The organism is Leptolyngbya sp. 7M (assembly GCF_018128485.1).
In genome coordinates, this window is sequence record NZ_CP070897.1 from 2,035,479 (window position 1) to 2,052,258 (window position 16,780).

Annotated in this window: 15 protein-coding genes; 10 read left to right on the plus strand and 5 right to left on the minus strand. The window is 47.8% G+C overall.

Features of this window, described 5'->3' with window-relative positions:
* The first annotated feature begins 4 nt into the window (after window positions 1–4).
* The 5 genes from JVX88_RS09650 (at window position 5) to JVX88_RS09670 (ending at window position 5,219) form a co-directional block, all read left to right on the plus strand.
* Complete coding sequence (locus JVX88_RS09650) at window positions 5–1,129, plus strand: ATP-binding protein (protein WP_211627119.1); 1,125 nt, start codon at window positions 5–7, stop codon at window positions 1,127–1,129.
* Entirely contained in the window at window positions 1,113–1,802 is a 690-nt protein-coding gene (locus tag JVX88_RS09655; RefSeq protein ID WP_211627120.1) for a response regulator transcription factor, read from the plus strand. Before JVX88_RS09650 ends, JVX88_RS09655 begins: the two co-directional genes overlap by 17 nt.
* Before the next feature lie 122 nt (window positions 1,803–1,924).
* Complete coding sequence (locus tag JVX88_RS09660) at window positions 1,925–2,176, plus strand: hypothetical protein (protein ID WP_211627121.1); 252 nt, start codon at window positions 1,925–1,927, stop codon at window positions 2,174–2,176.
* Window positions 2,166–4,127 (plus strand): potassium transporter Kup, encoded by a 1,962-nt coding sequence (locus JVX88_RS09665; RefSeq protein ID WP_211627122.1) that lies wholly within the window; start codon window positions 2,166–2,168, stop codon window positions 4,125–4,127. Before JVX88_RS09660 ends, JVX88_RS09665 begins: the two co-directional genes overlap by 11 nt.
* Window positions 4,128–4,145: 18 nt before the next feature.
* Entirely contained in the window at window positions 4,146–5,219 is a 1,074-nt protein-coding gene (locus tag JVX88_RS09670; RefSeq protein ID WP_211627123.1) for a hypothetical protein, read from the plus strand.
* A gap of 163 nt (window positions 5,220–5,382) precedes the next feature.
* On the opposite strand, the gene JVX88_RS09675 is transcribed toward JVX88_RS09670, so the two are convergent.
* The 4 genes from JVX88_RS09675 to JVX88_RS09690 all read right to left on the minus strand — a co-directional run bounded on the left by JVX88_RS09675 (window position 5,383) and on the right by JVX88_RS09690 (window position 9,713).
* Complete coding sequence (locus JVX88_RS09675; RefSeq protein ID WP_211627124.1) at window positions 5,383–6,576, minus strand: MFS transporter; 1,194 nt, start codon at window positions 6,574–6,576, stop codon at window positions 5,383–5,385.
* 46 nt (window positions 6,577–6,622) lie between these two features.
* Window positions 6,623–7,540 (minus strand): PLP-dependent cysteine synthase family protein, encoded by a 918-nt coding sequence (locus tag JVX88_RS09680; protein WP_211627125.1) that lies wholly within the window; start codon window positions 7,538–7,540, stop codon window positions 6,623–6,625.
* A 63-nt stretch (window positions 7,541–7,603) separates the two neighbouring features.
* Window positions 7,604–8,638, minus strand: coding sequence for a serine O-acetyltransferase (locus tag JVX88_RS09685; RefSeq protein WP_211627126.1), 1,035 nt, complete (start codon window positions 8,636–8,638; stop codon window positions 7,604–7,606).
* A 328-nt stretch (window positions 8,639–8,966) separates the two neighbouring features.
* Entirely contained in the window at window positions 8,967–9,713 is a 747-nt protein-coding gene (locus JVX88_RS09690) for an alanine--tRNA ligase-related protein (RefSeq protein ID WP_211627127.1), read from the minus strand.
* A gap of 521 nt (window positions 9,714–10,234) precedes the next feature.
* On the opposite strand from JVX88_RS09690, the gene JVX88_RS09695 reads away from it, so the two are divergent.
* Window positions 10,235–10,906, plus strand: a complete 672-nt coding sequence (locus JVX88_RS09695; RefSeq protein WP_211627128.1) for a PLP-dependent aminotransferase family protein — start codon at window positions 10,235–10,237, stop codon at window positions 10,904–10,906.
* A 165-nt stretch (window positions 10,907–11,071) separates the two neighbouring features.
* On the opposite strand, the gene JVX88_RS09700 is transcribed toward JVX88_RS09695, so the two are convergent.
* The gene (locus JVX88_RS09700) at window positions 11,072–11,971 is read right to left on the minus strand and encodes a calcium-binding protein (RefSeq protein ID WP_211627129.1); all 900 of its coding nucleotides are present in this window, start codon (window positions 11,969–11,971) and stop codon (window positions 11,072–11,074) included.
* A gap of 219 nt (window positions 11,972–12,190) precedes the next feature.
* On the opposite strand from JVX88_RS09700, the gene JVX88_RS09705 reads away from it, so the two are divergent.
* From JVX88_RS09705 to JVX88_RS09720, 4 genes are all read left to right on the plus strand, one after another.
* Window positions 12,191–12,337, plus strand: coding sequence for a hypothetical protein (locus JVX88_RS09705; RefSeq protein ID WP_211627130.1), 147 nt, complete (start codon window positions 12,191–12,193; stop codon window positions 12,335–12,337).
* 296 nt (window positions 12,338–12,633) lie between these two features.
* On the plus strand, window positions 12,634–13,338 hold the full coding sequence (locus JVX88_RS09710) for a sigma-70 family RNA polymerase sigma factor (RefSeq protein WP_225931372.1): 705 nt from the start codon (window positions 12,634–12,636) through the stop codon (window positions 13,336–13,338).
* Window positions 13,335–14,306: a DUF1822 family protein gene (locus tag JVX88_RS09715; RefSeq protein WP_211627131.1), complete on the plus strand. Its 972-nt coding sequence runs from the start codon at window positions 13,335–13,337 to the stop codon at window positions 14,304–14,306. The genes JVX88_RS09710 and JVX88_RS09715 overlap by 4 nt, the downstream gene beginning before the upstream one ends.
* Window positions 14,307–14,407: 101 nt before the next feature.
* On the plus strand, window positions 14,408–16,657 hold the full coding sequence (locus JVX88_RS09720) for a protein kinase domain-containing protein (protein ID WP_211627132.1): 2,250 nt from the start codon (window positions 14,408–14,410) through the stop codon (window positions 16,655–16,657).
* The last annotated feature ends 123 nt before the right edge of the window (window positions 16,658–16,780 follow it).

Consider the following 16,780-nt stretch of genomic DNA (forward strand, 5'->3'; position numbering starts at 1 on the left):
ATAAGTGGACAAGATCGTGAGGTCCAAGCTCGCTCGGTACGCTCTCTCGACGTTCGCAGTTTGTGTCGTGGCGGCGATCTTGTCGGCGTTTGAGCCGCACATAAATTTGACGACGGTTGCTCTGGCATTGCTTTTGGTCGTGTTAGCGTCTGCAACCTTTTTTGGACGCAATCCGGCTCTTGTTACGTCGTTTGCGGCAATGTTGAGTTTTAATTTTCTATTTGTCCCGCCTGTAATGACGTGGCATATCGCCGACCCTCAAAATCTGGTCGCATGGGCCGGATTCACAATAACCGCCATAATTGCCGGAGAACTGTCTGCATACGCAGAACGGCGCAAAAGAGAAGCCGAACGGCTCTACGACGAACTTCAGAACGCGTTTGAGACAGCAGCCGAGGCTGAGGCTCTTCGGCGCAGCGAAAAGCTGAAATCGGCGATGTTGGATGCGGTCAGTCACGATCTCCGGACACCCCTTACCTCGATAAAGGCGTCTGTGACAACATTGTTAGAAAGCGAAGGCGGACACCGAACGATCGAATTGAATAGCGAGGGCCGCCAAGAATTTCTTGAGATCATAAACGAAGAGACAGATAGATTGAATACCTTTATCGAAGGCATGATCCATGTCGCACGCGTTGAGGCTAATACTGCGGGCGGCATATCGGAAGGATCGAGTGTCGATGAGATCATATGGTCCGGTGTAGTACGAGCTGAATCTATACTTGCTGGCCACCGATTGGTCGTAAATGTAGAGGGCGGATTACCTGGGGTCGCGGCCGAGCCTCGCTCGATGGCGGAGGCGTTGTATAATCTTGTCGAAAATGCAGTTAAGTACTCGCCCGTCGGTTCGACCGTAACTGTGTCTGCTGGAGCTGACGGGGACGCGGTCAAAATTAGCGTCGAGGATCAAGGCGGTGGCATACCGGTGGCATTGAGAGAAAAAGTTTTTGAGAAATTTTATAGATCCGGTGGCGGGCGAGTGGATGGGCATGGGCTGGGCCTCGCCATCGTTCGTGGGATCGTTGAAGCTCAGAACGGCGAGGTCGAGATCGGAGAAGCGAAAGGCGGCGGGGCGAAAGTAACCTTGACGGTGCCCGTATTGAAGAAAAAGTATGAGCGAAACTCATAAGATATTGGTCGTGGACGATGAACCCCAGATCACCCGTGTTCTAAGGCATAGTCTCGTTGCCCACCGGTTCGACATTCGTACTTCAGCCGATGGCATCTCGGCTCTCGATACGTTTCACGATTGGCATCCGGATCTGATAATCACGGACCTGCAAATGCCTGAAATGGACGGCATCGAGCTTTGTCGGCAGATCAGAAAGATTTCCCGGACACCGATCATAATTCTATCGGTGAAAGGGGAAGAGCGGACTAAGGTCGAGGCACTGGACGCGGGAGCCGACGATTACGTAACCAAACCTTTCGGTATAGACGAGCTTTTGGCACGTGTGCGAGCTGCCCTGAGAAGGGTGCCGATCGAACATGAAGAAACTCGCTTGATCGAAGGAGATATTTTGATAGACCCCGCAACCCGTGAAGTCATTATCCGCGGCAGCAGGGTCTATCTCACTCCCAAGGAGTATGATCTTCTGCTTTTTTTCTTTCGAAATCGCGGCAAAGTGCTTACACATCGGACAATTTTGGCTGCCGTTTGGGGCGGCAATTTTACCGAACAGAACGAATATCTGCGCGTCCTTGTTGGCCAACTAAGAAAAAAGATCGAGGCCGATCCTACAAAGCCCGCCTTAATACTTACTGAACCTTGGATCGGTTATCGATTCAACACCTCTGCCTAAGCTTTTTACGAACTTTTTATACACCTTTTACCCCAATCTTACAGTCGGACGAGTAGCCTGGATCCATGGGCTCACTCTCCGAAAGGCCTGAAACAGACCACCATCCAGCAACGAAAGGAGCGATGAGCGTCAGTTCGCGATACGTAATCGCCTCGATAGCGCTCTTTATGTCGGGCATAACATCAGCTTGTGCCGGATTGCTTCTAAGTGTCGTCAGTCTGTTTCTACCGGGCAGTGTCTGGGTGCCGCGTTTTGTGACGATGGCTCTGATCGCGGCGTTCCCGCTATTGATGTTAGGGGCACATTTCCTCGATATCGACGACAGGGAGTGTCGGCGAAATGTAGTGAGCAAAAAAGGGAATTATGAAAGCTAATGAAAATATCGACGAGATCGTCGGTGACGTAGACCCCGAGGTCCATCTGACATACTCTGACGTGTCAGAGCCGCCCGAGTCTCCAAAGGGCAGCTATTTGGCCCTTTTGTCGCTCGGGGCTATAGGCGTTGTATATGGCGATATCGGCACGTCACCGCTTTATGCAATACGCGAATGTTTCCACGGGCCGCATGCCATCTCAGCGACTGAGGCGAATGTTCTCGGGGTTCTATCGTTGATATTTTGGGCACTTGTAATAATCATCTCGATCAAATATCTGGTGTTCGTTCTGCGTGCCGATAATCATGGTGAGGGCGGCATTTTATCGCTTGCTGCGTTAGCAACTCCGATCAAACCATCGGGACGAACTGAACGCTGGCTGCTGATCGCACTTGGGATCTTTGGGGCCTCGCTGCTATATGGTGATGGCGTGATCACGCCGGCGATCTCAATCCTTGGTGCAATGGAAGGATTGAGCGTTGCGACGCCGACTTTGTCGCCTTTCGTGATGCCGATAACTATCGCGATATTGGTCGGACTGTTTCTGATCCAGAAGCGAGGAACTGCCGGTATCGGCAAGATTTTCGGGCCATTTACGCTAGTTTGGTTCATGGTTATAGGCTTATTGGGTGCGGCTCAGATCTGGCACTTTCCACACATTTTGGTGGCGGTGAGCCCCTATTACGGTGTTCAGTTCTTTATTGACAACGGCTGGCACGGATTCATCATTCTGGGGTCGGTGTTCTTAGTGGTGACGGGCGGCGAGGCACTTTATGCCGATATGGGGCATTTTGGCAGGATGCCGATACGTGTGGCATGGTTCACGGTCGCATTGCCGGCATTGCTGCTGAACTATTTCGGGCAGGGAGCACTGCTATTGGAGGACCCGGCCACGGCCGAGAATCCGTTCTACAATCTAGCACCAACGTGGGCTATGTATCCGCTGATCGCACTGGCGACAGGAGCTGCGATCATTGCTTCTCAGGCCATCATCTCAGGGGCCTTTTCGCTTACTCGACAGGCAGTACAATTAGGCTTTCTGCCACGCCTAAAGATACAGCATACGTCAAGCCGCGAAATCGGCCAGATATATTTGCCGGCTGTGAACTGGGCATTGATGATCGGCTGCATCGCGCTCGTTATCGGATTTCGTACATCCAGCAATTTGGCTGCGGCATACGGCATCGCGGTAACCTCGACGATGGTAATCACGACGATCCTGTTCTACGTCGTGGCGAGGGAGCTTTGGAATTGGCGTGCGGCACCAACGTTGGCATTGTGCTCGATATTTGTCGTGATCGATCTCGCGTTCTTTGGAGCGAATATCATCAAGCTCGCCGACGGCGGATGGTTCCCGCTCGTGCTTGCAACGGCGATATTCACCGTGATGCTCACGTGGAAAAAGGGCCGCAGCATTTTGCAGACGCGCATCTCAGAGGAAACGCAGCCGCTCGAGGATTTCCTATATGAATTTGAGCACAAAGCGATCCATCGTGTGCCGGGGACGGCAGTATTCATGAACGGCAATGCCAGCAAGACTCCGCCGGCATTGATACGCAATCTCATTCACAACAAGGTGCTGCACGAGAAAGTTATATTTTTGACCGTCAAAACCCGACAGATACCTTACGTGTCCCCGACTGAACGCTACATTTGTGAGCCGCTCGGCAATGGATTTACACGTATCAAGGTCTATTACGGCTATATGGAAGATCCGGATATACCACGTGAACTAATGTCGATATCAGAGTCGGAATTCAGATTTGATGCATCTACTGCGACGTATTTCCTCGGGCGTGAAACAGTCATATCTACATCGAAATACTCCACGATGTCCCGCTGGCGTGAGCGGCTATTTTCGCTTTTGCTAAAAAACGCACGGAGTGCGACGTCGTTTTTTTCGATACCGCCAAATCGTGTAGTCGAGCTTGGGGAACAGATCGAGATCTAGCGGGCGTTTTGATTTAGCTTGGCTGACGGTGCAGAATCTAGATTCGGCACCGTTATGATCCCCGATACGATCGAAACATTGGCAAAGGCGATACGTCACGCGGATGGGCGTGCGATGCTTGTCGGTGGATGTGTTCGGGATGAGCTGATGGGCGTGACGGTAAAGGATTGGGATGTTGAGGTTTACGGCGTCGAGCCGAAGATACTGCGCGAGATCATCGCCGAATTTGGCGAGGTCAATGCGGTCGGCGAAGTCTTTGCCGTTTACAAAATCGGCAACGATCTGGACGTGTCGCTGCCGCGACGAGAACGAAAGACCGCCCGTGGGCATCGCGGATTTGCCGTTGAAGGCGATCCCGACATGACCTTTGATGAGGCGTGTTCGCGGCGTGATTTTACGATAAACGCTATTTTGAAAGACCCTTTGACAGGTGAGATCGTCGATCCTTTTGACGGGCAGGGCGATATTGAACGCGGCATTCTTCGAATGGTCTCGCGTGAAACGTTCGCCGAAGATAGCCTGCGTGTGCTGCGGGCGGCTCAGTTCGCAGCCAGGTTTCGTTTTGAGGTCGAGGCCGAAACTGCCGAACTCTGCAAGACGATCGATGTTACAGATCTGCCGCGTGAAAGGATCTGGGGCGAGCTTGAGAAGCTGCTGCTTCTTCCGGACGAACCTTCAATAGGCTTGGAGCTGCTCTATGAGTGGGGCGCGATTCGGCAGCTTTTTCCTGAACTTCAGGCCCTTGTCGGTGTCCCGCAGGAACCCGATTGGCATCCGGAAGGCGATGTTGATGTGCACACGCTGATGGTGGTTGATGAGGCTCGCCGGCTTATTGACGATCTGGATTATCCGCGTCAGGTAACCGTAATGCTCGGGGCTTTAGCACACGATTTTGGTAAACCGGCGACCACTGAATTTATCGATGGCCGAATTAGGTCTCGCGGCCATGATGAGGCAGGTGTCGAACCTACAATCAGTTTTCTTGACCGGCTTGGCATTTTGATTCAAAAGGCTAGACCGATAGCTTCTATGAATAAAACAGATAGAAGAATTTGGAAACCAAAGATCACCGGGCACTGCCAAGACCGATAACGCTATCGGTGCAAGCAATCCACTCAGCAATTCCTTAGATCCTACTGTCAGTGGGCTTACTCTGACGAAATTGAATAACTCTGCGACGAAGGTCAGATTGTCAGCACCTGAAGGCTCGAACAATGCCTCTATCCGCTAAAATCATTACCCTTTCAGCAACTTCTTAGCGCAATCCAGATGTACTTGGCTGTCTCATCACAGATAAATAAGCCAACAATAAAGCAGTTATCAAAAACAATGAAAATAGGTTAAGGGACTGCCATCCTAAGAAAGCAAGCAACCAACCTGCAAACATTGCTCCTGAAGTTGAAAATATATGTACTATCGTATCATTAATACCTTGAGCTTTAAATTTTTCTTCTGATGTGAATATCTGACCGACAATATAACTACTTCCAACATAAAGGAAATTCCAGGATATTCCTAGTAAAAGCAGCGATAGTAAGAAACCAGTATTATCTAAATATTGAAAAGCAATCAAATTGCAAATTACTTGGATGAGTATTCCAATAACTATCAGCTTCTTAATACCAATTTTCTTAATTAGAAAACCTGAGAATAGTGAAGGAAAGAACATCGAGAAAACATGAATTTGAATAATCCAAGTAATTGAGTTAAAATCAAAACCCAGGTTTTTCATTTCCAATGATGAAGCTGTCATAAGAAGATTCATAAGTCCATAAGATAATCCTCCACAAGTAGCTGAGAAGATAAATAATAATGAGCTTGAGATTTTATTGTTATTTACAGATTCATTGACATTTGCCGAATTAGAATTTATTGTGGAAAAACGAAGGAAGCTGATTAGAATTATAATAACAATACATATAAGACATATCGAAACATAGATTGATTTGTATAAACCTATTGGAACTATAGATTCCACATTCCTAGATATAAATGGACCCAGTAATGATGCTAAAACTCCTCCAAAGAGAACAAGGTTGATAGCGTATGGGCGAGCGGCTTCTGGAGTAATCTCCAATACCGAAAATCGATATAAATTAACACTTGTTAGAAAAAATCCTAGTAAAAAATGTGCTCCTATCAAGAGGAGAAAACTCTTTTGATCTAAAGCAATAACTGCTAAAGCTCCTGCAAAAAAGCCAATAAGTGCGGCTAGTAAAAACATCTTTTTTCTACCTATTCTTTCAGCTAACAAGGATAGAAAAGAAGACATTAATATGATTGCAAAAAATTGAAAACCATAAGGGATTGTAGCCAAGGAAGAGCTGCCAGAAATTTCTTCTCCTGCCAATGCGGATACTGTTACAGCAATAACAGCTACTGTAATACCTAACCCCTGACAAATTGATAGCAAGTAAGCTTGCTTTGGAATTTGAATAAAGGTGTTCATAGAATTACTCAATCTTTAACTTATAGTGAAATAATCTTTATCTGAATTACCCTATATAGACGTTCAAAAGAGAAGATTTTTCTTTTAGCAAGGTTCTTAACAAATACCCTTCACCATAGTCATAGGATACTGTCAGGACAACGGAATCTTTAAATTGTTTTGCTATTGATGAAGCTGCATAAAAGTTGGCACCACTTGAGATACCAGGAAATAGTCCCGTCTGTTGAGCGAACATTTTTTGCCCTTCGATAGCTTCTTGTTCAGTAACTGAGATAAGCTCATCTATTAAATCAGCCTCTAGAAAAGGAGGATAAATACCCACCATAATTCCTTCAATATGATGCTCACAGAAAAGTCTCTGTTTAATATCACAATTATCTGGTTGAACAAGAAAAACTTTGGCCTTGTTCAGCTTTTCCTTCAACCTTCGCCCAATACCTGTTACACTAGCACCGGTTCCAGCTCCTTTAACTAGAATAATTTCTTTGTTTGTCAATCCCATTTCTTCTAATTGTTTGACAATCTCAGGACCTGTTTCGTCGTAATGTGCTCTTAGATTCTCAGGATTGTTGAATTGGTCAGTATAAAAATATTTTTCACCATGCTGTTCTAGAATCTGATTTATAATTTGTTTAGGCTGCATACCCTGTTCTAAAAGCTCCTGCCCTATTAATCGAGCACCAAACTGCTCACACAAACATCTCTTTAGGGGAGAAAATGACAGCCCAATGACTAAATCTACACCTATACCTTTCTTTCTAGCCTCGAATGCTAGCCCTAAGCCCAGATTTCCACCACTTTTTTCAATTATCCTTCTTTCTCCATAAGGTGCCAGTTCTCCATCTTTAATCGCTCTATTCACAATGAATTTTGCAGCTCTGTACTTATGGCTACCTGTGGGATTAAACTGTTCAAGCTTAACAAAAATATTCTCAGACACTTTGATTAAAGGTGTTTGCTTCATGGTCTACTTACTCAATTTAAGCCCTGCTCGAAAAACATGTTTGTTCGGGTCTTAGCTGAAGGATTAGCTTAAGCTAGAACTACAAAAAAAATCTTTTTGCAAAATAGCTATCATCTTTTGTAGCGCAAGGGAATTCACTAGAACAACACTGGCGCAGCTATACCTTTTCTTAACCATAAGAGAAACTTTGCTTGCAAACGTCGATGAATTTTTTAATAGTTCAGCATTACAGATAATTCTATAATCAGTATGTTCAATAATTCTTAAATTGATAGAACTAATCTCTTCATGATTTTTATCAATTAACAGTACAGAAACGTCACTAAGTCCCTTGCCCAAAATGGTAATACTTCCAGTATCTACTCCCATATCAATATTATAAATTTCAATTGGTGACGAATACGTTTCGCTTTCACTTGACCGAATAATCTGGTATTCGTTCACAATTAACACTTTGGTGTCACCAGGAATATCGTTATTAATCAAACATCCAGGTCCAATAAAGACATTATTGCCTATAGTGACAGGTCCAATGATTCTACTGAATGCACCTATTTCTACGTTATTTCCTATTGTAGGATGTCTTTTGCTAGTAGGATTATTTGCTATTTTAGACGCGCCTAAAATAACCCCCTGTAAAATATAACAGTCTGAACCAATTTCGCAGGTTTCTCCGATCACCGTGCCTGTCCCGTGGTCTACGACAAATCTTGGTCCTATTTTAGCTGCTGGATGTATTTCTACTGCTGTATGAACTCTTGCTTCTTCTGAAATGGCGCGAGCAACTCTCAAAAGGTTAGTGGTATTTAATGTTTCTGCTGATATTGGAGTGATGCTGTGCTTTAAAATAGCGTGAGCTATTCTGTAATGCATTACAGCTTTGAAGCACCGATAGGAGTTGAGAATATAGTTATAGTCACCTTTTGCTGCTGGATCTTTAACTGAAAAGGCTAACAAGTCTCCAAGTATTAATGGAGCAACCTCTTTGATAAGAAATTCCTTATTGGTATTCCCTACATTCTCTGTATCGAAGTGGCAGCTGAGAATCCGACTTATTTCAAAGTAAATACTTCTTTTGATACTCGAAATACATTCCATAATGCAAGGTCCTCTACCTAATACTTCCTTTAAATAAATTCAGTTGATTAGGCTTGATGTGATTGCACTATTTGAACACTATTTGAAAGATAGTGGAATTGCCTTAGAAGTATGTGTAAAGAGCAGATAACAGTGCTGTCATACTTCAATGGCATTAAAGGGGTATTTTAGTAGAGTTTCGAGGCTAATTATTTAATTGAAAATAGACTTCTGTAGTCAGAGAAATTTATAGAGAAAGGAAAAAATAGGGCAACAAATTAGTCTACTCACTTAAGTAATTAACTGTAGTAAGTAGAACCTGAACAACGCATCTATCTTAAACTTGCTCCTAGTTTTTTAAATCTTCTAGATAAGCATATATACGAGTAGTAGTTTTACCAACCTTCTTTCTCTTAACCCTTATAGGGCCAATTTCTGCGGCACTTTTTACATGAGTACCACCGCAAGGAATGATGATGTCTCCATATCTCCAATAAGATACTTCCCTCGTTGTTGGGTCTGGTTCCATAATGATTTCTTTTCCCTCTGCGATCAGGGAATTAGCAATTTGCGAAACACTAGGAATAAGACTTGAATCTAAACTGATTCCGTAATCAAACCGAGCACTTTCAGAGTATATGTAGCAACCCTCTGTGTAAGGTGACTTCCCATTATCTCCATAAACTTGAGCAACAGCATGATAAAGGAAGTGGGACGCGCTGTGGTAACGCATATGAATGTATCTCAAAGGCCAGTCAAGACGCATCTGGACCTTCTGTCCAACTGAAAAAGTAGATGTTTCTTCAAGAAAGTGAACTACCACAGTGTCTATATGAACTGATGGTACCATAACCTTCGGATGGCTAAGGTGTATTACTTTACCTGGCTGCTTCTGTACATCAACAACACGTGTGTCGTTGATCCATCCTTGATCAGCAACTTGTCCTCCAGACTCAGCATAGAATATGGTTCTGTCGGTAATGACCATATTATCTTGTGCATGCAAGATAGTTGCGTCACACTCTGTCATGTATGGATCATCAATCCATAACTTTTCAGTCGGGGGTAACGGAACTTTGTTGTCTAGTTTTACCATGACAGTAGAACCTTGAGATAAAGCAATTTAAAGCCTTTCAGCCATCTCAGGGAATTTTAATCTGCGATTTTCTACCGGGAAATCACTGCCCTACATAGTAGCCTAAGACATACAACTTCTGCAAGCTTAGTAGAAGAATATGTAGCCATAGAGTTGAATGAATAAAGACATAAATGCAGAAACTAATCTTCTCTATGTTTTAAACCACTATCAGAGCTTCTAAGAAGCTGATCGCCCTTCTGCATTTGCCGGAGCCAAGCTTGGGCGATTGAATCAATTAAACAACCATCACTGCTTTAATAACTTGAATTTTCCTCGATCAAAACTGATCTGCACAGATGCAGTTGCGCTAAATTTTTATGATAACAGTTGAGCCGTGACAAACTGTTATGGTCACGACTGGCGATAACTGTATTGGTTCGCAACCACTGCACCTTACCCTAACCCGCAAAGATCGCCACCCTGCATTACATCCACCCTATGCACTGCGCGCCGGCTCCGCCAACCACCCATCCACCCCTATGGCTATCCAACTACTCGATCATCCCCACGATAAGAACCTGTACGAACAGGTGGCCGACCGGATACAGCGCTTGATTGCCGAAGGTACATTACAAGTCGGCGATCGGTTGCCCTCGGTGCGGAAGCTGCATGAGCAGTGGTCGGTTAGCATCTCAACGGTGCTGGAAGCCTATCGGCTGCTGGAAGATCGGGGATTAATTGCTGCACGGCCTCAGTCGGGCTATTACGTCAAACAACCGACGCTGAAGGCACCCAGCGAACCACAGCAATCTACTCCGCCTCGCAAAGCCTATCATGTCGATAATTCTTTGGGATTTCAGGTGATCTGTTCGATTCGCGATTCCCAAACGGTCAAGCTAGGGGCTGCTGTACCGAGCATGGAACTGTTGCCAATTGCGGCGTTGAACCGTCTCACCGGACAGATTCTGCGGCAGCATCAAGTTTTTGCCCACGAGTATGATGTGCCTCCTGGCTGTGAACCCCTGCGGCATGAAGTGGCCCGTCGCCTGATGGATGCGGGCTGCTCGATTACGCCGGATGAAATTGTCACCACGAACGGTACATTCGAGTCGGTGTTTTTAGCTCTGCGAGCTGTCACCCAACCCGGCGATACGGTAGCGATTGAATCTCCGACCTATTACGGGCTGCTAGAAGCGCTGGTGGTCATTTGACGCCAGTGGTGATGCATTCGGGCCGGGTGGAGGAAGTCGCATAATCCAGCTTGTGGAGCGAGATCAGCAGAAAGGGGCCAGACTAGTCTTGACCCCTTAAGTGACCTAATTTGTATTACCTGCTTACATGCCTATATGCCTTTGCTCAATTTTGCAGAGTTCGAATTAAAGCGTCGTGAAATAGGACGAATTGAGCTGAATGCTGGTATTGTCTTGCACCACGCCAATCAGGTCGCCGCTCTGGAAGATGGCCGTATCTTTGGCCGAAGTGCCAACACCCCAGTCATAGTTCTTCTCTAGGGTATAACCATTCAGTGCACCTTTAACCTGAATTTTATCGCCAAATACAAAGTCTTGAATCGTAGCATAGCCATTGGTGCCATCTCCTTTGTAATACACATTGGTGCTAGAGCCAAGCGCAAATCGATCAGCCCCATACCCGCCTATAAGTTGATCTTTCTCGTATAGCGTGTTGCCGTACCCGTCTAGGTAATCGTTACCATAGCCACCTACTAATGTGTCATTTCCCGATCCACCAAAAAGGTTATCGTTACCATCGCCGCTGTTGATGTAATCGTTGCCGGAGCCGCCTACTAAGCTGTCATTTCCTGATTCACCGTAAAGTGCGTCGTTGCCAGCTCCTCCATCTTGGTAATCATCACCGTAGCCACCTACAAGTGTGTCGTTGCCGGCTTCACCGTAAAGAATATCATTTCCACTGCCGCCGTTGAGATAATCGTTGCCAGCACCAGTACCGCTACCGAAGGCAAAATCGCCGTAGAGGGTATCGTTGCCCTCTTCACCATAGAGATAATCATCGCCCCCACGTCCAGTTAGCACATCATTGCCCGGAATGCCAGTAGTTGAATAGCCACCCAGTTTATAGTCACCGTAGATGTAATCATTTTTTGCACCGCCGGTTAACTGATCGCTGCCGCCTTTGCCCACCATCGTCCAGGAGCGCCATTCATAATAGCCATCAAACGGATTCCACCAATCTCCATCGTTCCATTCCATTGTGGCGGTTTTCACGTTATTTGAATCATTACCAACATAAGTTCCCATTGTTGTTCTCCTTGTAGTAGAAAAGTGACCGTTCTTGAGCTAAAAACTGACAATTCGAGTAATTGCGTGAACACGGGAATGAGGGTTATCACGAGTCGTTGCTGATTGGTTACAGGTGGTTACGGACAATGAACTTGCAGGTATAGCTAGAACTAGGCATTGCTTGTAATTAGCAATTCACAACTAGAGACCAATGACACCTGACAACCCCATCCAACTTTGCGTTCACGGATTGATGATTCAGCGGTATCTGTGGCAGCCGTGATGACCGTGATGACCATGATGACCGTGATGACCATGATGACCATGATGACCGTGATGGCGTCTGTGAGAGGCGAAGGCAGGATCGGCAGCCATTACTGTTAGTAGTGCAAATCCGATTACAGTAGCAGTTACGCGAGCGATTCGATTCGATTTCATTGGTTGTTCTCCTTAAGATTTATAGAATGTTACTTGTGAGAGTCGGTTTACATTTCAGAGAGAGTTCGTTCACCGCTATAGAGCTATTAGAGCCAAGCAGAAGTTTTACCTCGTTATTCACAAAACTTTACGAAAGACGGCCTTAATTGCGATTGCAGTCGTTGAATGATGCAGAATAGGCCGCTGTTTGAGTGAGCAATGGCTGAATTACTGATACGGGTTGCGAAATTATGAGTTGCCAAATGAGGTCCGATAGTTCGTCTGATAGCCCCCTAGAAAATAGTGGAGGGAAGGGACGCGAAGGGTTGCGAGCACAGCTCCACCAGCTCGTGATCCAGGCTTGTCATCACCCACCGGGTAGTTCAGCACGGCAAAAATATCTCACCCGAATTGTCAATCTAGTCCAGCCCAAACTCTGGCGAGATACAACCGCCTATTACCAAGATGCGCTCCAGCAAACCTGGATGTATTTTTGTCAAAACATCTGTGAAGCAAATACAGGCGAAGCTTACGACCCAGAGCGCAGCAGCCTGATCACCTGGTTGAATTTTTATCTGAAACGCCAGTTGCAGCAGTTTTATCTAGAGGTGCAAAAGCAGCAGATCAGAACCATCAGCGCCAGTTCAGTTCCGGCAGATAGCAGCGATCCAGTGACTGACCCGATTGATCGGCTCGCAGCTCCGGCAGATTTACCTCCATTACTGGAAGACGTGCGAGAATGGGTAGAACGGGATGTTACTAGGGAGTTGCGTCGTACCCACATTGCGAATCATCCTGAAGTGAACTGTCAGGTCTTGCTGCTGCGTCGGCTGCCGCCTGAAGTAAGCTGGAAAGACCTCTCGGCAGAATTCAAGCTACCGATCTCAACCCTCAGCAATTTTTATCAGCGTCAGTGTTTGCCGCGTTTGTGTCAATTTGGCAAAGCCGAAGGATATTTAGAGCCATGACTACTACTTTTCCCCAACAGCTTACGGTTACGCTGCCCATGACGCAATTGGCGCGAGCAACGGCCGATCAGTTTGCACAGCAGCAACCCACCCCTGCCAAAGCCGAACAGGTACGGCAAAATACGCTCGCGGTTTATGCGGTTCAAGAGTATTGCCAGATGCTGGGCATCGCTACCGACCTGACTGCAGGTGACAGTTGGCAGCCACTCAAACGGTTGGCCGCTAATGTAGCCGATCTGGAATTGGTCGGTGTGGGTCGCTTGGAATGCCGCCCCGTAGAGCTAGACGAGCCGGTTTGTCTGATTCCGCCAGAAGTGTGGGCCGATCGGATTGGCTATGTAGCCGTGCGGCTTGATCCGGTAAATCTAGAAGCCACCTTGCTGGGATTTGTGCCTACCGTAACGACGGAACATTTGCCGCTGGATCAATTCGATTCGCTTGATGCCTTGATTGACCGAGTTCACATGGAGCAACAAGCGGTCCCCAGCGTTAACCGCATGGCAACCGATTTAGGTCAGTGGCTAATCGGACAGGCGACCGCCGGCTGGCAGACGATTGAATCCCTACTGGATTCGCTCCACACAGAACCAGCCTTTGCCTTCCGCAGTGCTGCGGAAACCACCTCAGAAGATATTCCGGCTGAGTCTGAGGCTCTGCGACGGGCCAAGCTGATTCACCTCAGTACTGCTACTGTCGATTACCCATTGGTGCTGGTCGTCGAGGTGCGGCCCCGCTCTGAGCAACAGCGCAGTGTCTATGTGCAGATCCACCCCATTGAAGCAGGGACAGGTTTACCAGAAGGGCTGCGACTGGTCGGACTGGATCAAGCTGGTTCGGTTGTGTTAGAAACCCGGACACGTCAAGCGGATGATTACATTCAACTGCGGTTTAGAGGCAGACCAGGAGAACTACTGAGGCTAGAAATTGAGCTGCAAGATACGGTGCTGAGCGAGCATTTTATGGTGTGATTTTTGTGATTTGATCTCCGCTAAGGTAGATACAAAAGGCAGATACAGCAAGTGGATACAACAAGTAAATACAGCAAAAGGATGGTTAGAACAAAGCAATTGTGGGTAAGCTCGTCCTGTTAAAGTTAGGCGATGGCAGTCTTGAGCAAGGATTTCCAGTGGCGCTCCAGTTTGGTGAAGAGGGGCAGCATCCCAGTGTGGAAACGATTGGTCGGCTGCCGGCAGCACCAGAGCTGTATCAAGCCTATCAGGACTGGGCTGGGGCTTACCGTAGCTTAAACCAGCGGCTTCGGCTCGATGCGGAAACTATCCAGCATCTGAATGTTTCTAAGCGCGAAGCCTGTCAGAGTGCCGCTCATGCCCTCACCGATGGCCTGAATGGTTGGCTCTATGCTGCCTCATTTCGTCCGATTCGGGAAAAACTGCTGGAGCAGCTCATGCCCTCCGATCAGGTGCGGATGATTGTACAAACCCCCAACCTGGATGTGCGGCGACTGCCCTGGCATCTGTGGGATTTTTGCGACCGCTATCCCAAAAGCGAAATTGCCCTGGGAGCTTCGATCTACGAACGGGTGGCGGCGATCCGGCCCGATAAGCTAGGAGTCAATGTGCTGGCGATTCTGGGCAACAGCAACGGCATCGATACCCAGACCGACCGGCGGCTATTGGAGCAACTTTCGGGAGCGACCGTCAGCTTTTTAGTAGAACCGACCCGTCAAGCCCTCACCCAGGAACTGTGGCGACAAAACTGGGATATTTTGTTCTTCGCTGGCCACAGCTATACTGACGGCAACCGGGGCCAAATTGCCCTCAACCAAACCGACAGCCTCACCCTGGATCAGCTCAAATATGCCCTGCGGCGCGTGGTCGAACGGGGGCTGCAGGTAGCGATCTTCAACTCGTGCGATGGCTTGGGGCTGGCTCGCGAACTCGAGGATCTGCATATTCCCCAGATCATTGTGATGCGGGAACCCGTGCCGGATCAGGTGGCGCAGGAATTTCTTAAGTCGTTTCTGACTGCCTTTGCTCAAGGAGAACCCTTCTATTTGGCCGTGCGGGAAGCGCGAGAAATTCTCCAGGGCATCGAAGACGAATATCCTTGCGCTACGTGGTTGCCGGTGATCTGCCAGAATCCAGCCGTGATTCCACCTACTTGGCAAGAACTCGGTGGCCGTCTGCGCCACTTGGCCGCCCCAACTCAGCCCTTATTAGAGGAAGCCCCCTTCCAGCCGCTGCCGCCTGCCCCAGAGCCAACCCTGATCAACGACCGCTATCAGATTCAGCGCCAGATCGGGCAGGGAGGGTTTGGCCGCACCTATTTAGCTGCCGATACCTACCGGTTTGGCGATTTGTGTGTGTTGAAGGAATTCGCGCCCGCGAATCGGAATCCGACGGTGTTGCAGCGTTCGCGCCAGCTCTTTGAACGCGAAGCCAAAGTGCTCTATCAGATCAGCCATCCCCAGATTCCCAAGTTTTTGGCCTGGTTTACCCAGGAGAATCGGTTGTTTATCGTAGAAGAGTATATTGACGGTAAAACATACCTCGAGTTGCTGGAAGAACGACAGCAGCAGGGCGAAACCTTTTCGGAAGTCGAAGTAATTCAATGGCTGCAGGATTTGCTGCCGGTGTTGCAGTATCTGCATGGCATGAATATTATCCACCGCGATATTTCGCCTGGAAATGTGATCTTGCCGCAGCGGCGCTCGCCTCCGGTGCTGATTGATTTTGGCATTGTCAAAGAGGTCGCCAGCCAGATCTGGGCGCGGCAGCTTGGCAGTTTGCAATCATTGCATCAGGCTTCTCGCATCGGTAAACCGGGCTACGCGCCGCCAGAGCAAATGCAGCTAGGGCAGTGCTTTCCGTCAAGTGACCTGTACAGCTTGGGGATGACGGCCCTGGTTCTGCTGACCGGACGCAATCCGCTGTGGCTGCTAGAGCAAACCAACTCGGAACCACGCTGGCACTCTCAGGTCAGTGCTAAACTGCGTCCCATTTTCGCCAAACTACTATCCGAAAATCCACGTCACCGCTATCCCTCGGCGCAAGCCGCCCTCGCCGATCTACAGGTGTTGTTGTCCTTTCAGCCGTCTCCAGAACAAACCACGGCCCAACCCCAGCCGGACGCAGTCACCCTCGCTCCCCAGCCAGCAGCTCCCGCTCTATCGTCTACCTTTTTGGACCACTGCCAGCGCGAACTCACCCACTGCATCGGACCAATGGCTGCTTATATCCTGGACGATATTTTGACCCAGCAGCCCCAGCTCACTGCCACCGCCCTGATCGAATCCCTCGCGGCGGAAATTCCCGATCTAAAGCAGGCCAACCAGTTTCGAACCAGAGCCTCCCTTTAGGAGCAACTGTCCCGCATCACTCCCAATTCAGTAGAGGTCCTGTGAGTCTTATCGAGTGCACCTTTCAAGAGTCTCAAAATTTTTCCACAAATCTGTTGACAGTTAGGGGAGGGATTCGCTAGA